This is a genomic window from Vibrio sp. 1F253 (assembly GCF_041439295.1).
Taxonomy (GTDB): domain Bacteria; phylum Pseudomonadota; class Gammaproteobacteria; order Enterobacterales; family Vibrionaceae; genus Vibrio; species Vibrio tasmaniensis_A.
Map to the genome: position 1 here is coordinate 1 of NZ_JBGONU010000123.1, position 2,288 is coordinate 2,288.

Sequence of the window (2,288 nt, forward strand, 5' to 3'; positions counted from 1 at the left end):
GAACGGCGGACTGTTAATCCGTATGTCGCAAGTTCAAGTCTTGCAAGGGGAGCCACATTCAAGAAAGCCAAGTCGAGAGACTTGGCTTTTTTTCGTTTGAATAAAAGTAACGCAATTCAATAACACATCAGTTCAACATTAAATCTTGATCTTCGAGTAAATGGACTACGTCCGCCACCCTCAATAGAGTAATTGCTCTTGCCTCTGTTTATTCATTTGACAGCGAAAAATGTTCTTCTGGGGACTTTTTTTTCTTCGTAAATTTAATCTTCATCATGTTTTGATACCTTTCTGATACCTGCACTGCACGACTTAGCTTAAGATTCGTGAATGATACACCATACTTATTATTAGATCGCTGCACGGGGAAATATGAAATTAAAAACGCAAGCTTATTTATTATCAGGCATCATTTTGATTGCCTTGCTCGCACTTACGGCTACAGGTTTATGGACCTTAAGAGTTGCTAGCAACATAGACAACAAAGCTCGCGTGACAGAGCTATTTAAAAGTGCATACAGCATTCTTACTGAAGTCGAAAAAATGGCTATTGATGGCACTCTAGAAGAACAACAAGCCAAACAGCTGGCCACTCGCCTACTGCGCAACAATATCTATAAAGACAATGAATATGTATATGTTGCTGATGAATATATGACTTTTGTCGCAACACCTTTAGATCCGCAACTACACGGAACCAGCTTTAATGATTTTAAAGATGGCGATGGAAATAGCGTTGGCCAACTTATTCAGCGAGCACTTGGCAATAGAACAGGACAAATAGTCGAATACACCTGGACACAAAAACTCCCCGACGGAAGCATTGAAGAAAAACTGTCCATCGCAGAAAAAACACCTCATTGGGGTTGGGTTGTAGGTACAGGTATCGGCTTCAATGAAGTCAACGCAAGGTTTTGGTCAACAGCACAATGGCAACTGATTTTATGTTTGGCTATTGCTGGTGTCATTCTTTCAAGCTTGATTATCTCAATTAAACGTATGCTATCGCTACTTGGCGGTGAACCCAAAGACGTAAGAGAAGCAGTACAAGCTGTCGCAGAAGGAAAAATCCAAACATCGTTTGAGACTCAAGCTGAGCAAGGCAGTATCTATCACGCTGTACAACAAATGAGTCAATCACTGGCAGAGTTAGTATCAAACCTCAACTCTTCAATGCTAGCGTTAAGAGGCGAATTACAGCGCGTGGAAGATCGTGCAGGTTCTATCGCTCAACTTACTGAAACTCAGCAACAATCAACTGAAATGATCGCAACAGCAATGACTGAGATGGCGTCTTCAGCAAATAATGTTGCCGATTCAGCTGGCGATACAGCTCGTAACACCGACGAGGCAGACAAACAAAGCCAACATACTCAGCTCCTAATCCACAACACAGTAGATAATATTCAAGGCCTAGCAGGACAATTAGGTACAGCCAGTGAAGCTGTTGCTAACCTAGACAACGACGTAAACAATATTGTTAAGGTATTGGACGTTATAGGCGATATTGCAGAGCAAACTAACCTGTTAGCACTTAACGCTGCTATTGAGGCTGCGCGAGCGGGTGAACAAGGTCGTGGATTTGCAGTAGTGGCGGATGAGGTACGTAATCTTGCTGGTCGAACGCAATCGAGCACCAAAGAGATTCAGTTAATGATCAATAATCTTCAAGAAGGTTCCCGTAACGCCATTCAAACAATGAATGTGTGCGCGGCAACGAGTGAAAGTACTGTAGCAGAGTCTCAGAATGCCTCTGAAGCTCTACAACAGATTGTGATTGCATTAGAGTCTATATCATCAATGAGCCATCAAATCGCAACAGCAGCCGCTGAGCAGACTCAGGTAAGCGATGATATATCGAAGCGTATCAATATGATCGAAGAAAGTGGCAACCAACTGAGCGATGTCGTAACGGAAAGCCATAACAGCACTCAAACTTTAGCTTCTCTTTCTAACGAATTAGAGACTTGGGTAAATAGGTTTGAAGTAAAACACTAAACTCTCGAGAAAAACCTTTAATATAAAAGCACGTTTTCATACGTGCTTTTTTTATTTCAGCGCCCATTCAAAGCAGTTAACCGTAGTTTTGCCATCTTTTAAGGCATGCTAGACCTAGGTTTTTCTACCCAAACGAACAAAAACAACCCACTAAGTATAGAAAAACATCAAACAATACTTTTTTTGCAATTTAATGTTGACCCAGAACGCGAAAACACGTTTAATACACCTCGTCGCCCGGATAGCTCAGTCGGTAGAGCAGAGGATTGAAAATCCTCGTGTCGGTGGTT

The 2,288-nt window shown here is 41.9% G+C and carries 1 protein-coding gene; it reads left to right on the top strand.

Annotated elements, in window-relative coordinates:
* Positions 1-372: 372 nt before the first annotated feature.
* Positions 373-1,998 (top strand): methyl-accepting chemotaxis protein, encoded by a 1,626-nt coding sequence (locus ACED28_RS23065; RefSeq protein WP_371710843.1) that lies wholly within the window; start codon positions 373-375, stop codon positions 1,996-1,998.
* Positions 1,999-2,288: the final 290 nt, after the last annotated feature.

What these genes read in the sequence shown, in the direction of transcription:
- ACED28_RS23065 (WP_371710843.1), top strand. Translation starts at nt 373, where the DNA reads ATGAAATTAAAAACGCAAGCTTATTTATTATCAGGCATCATTTTGATT.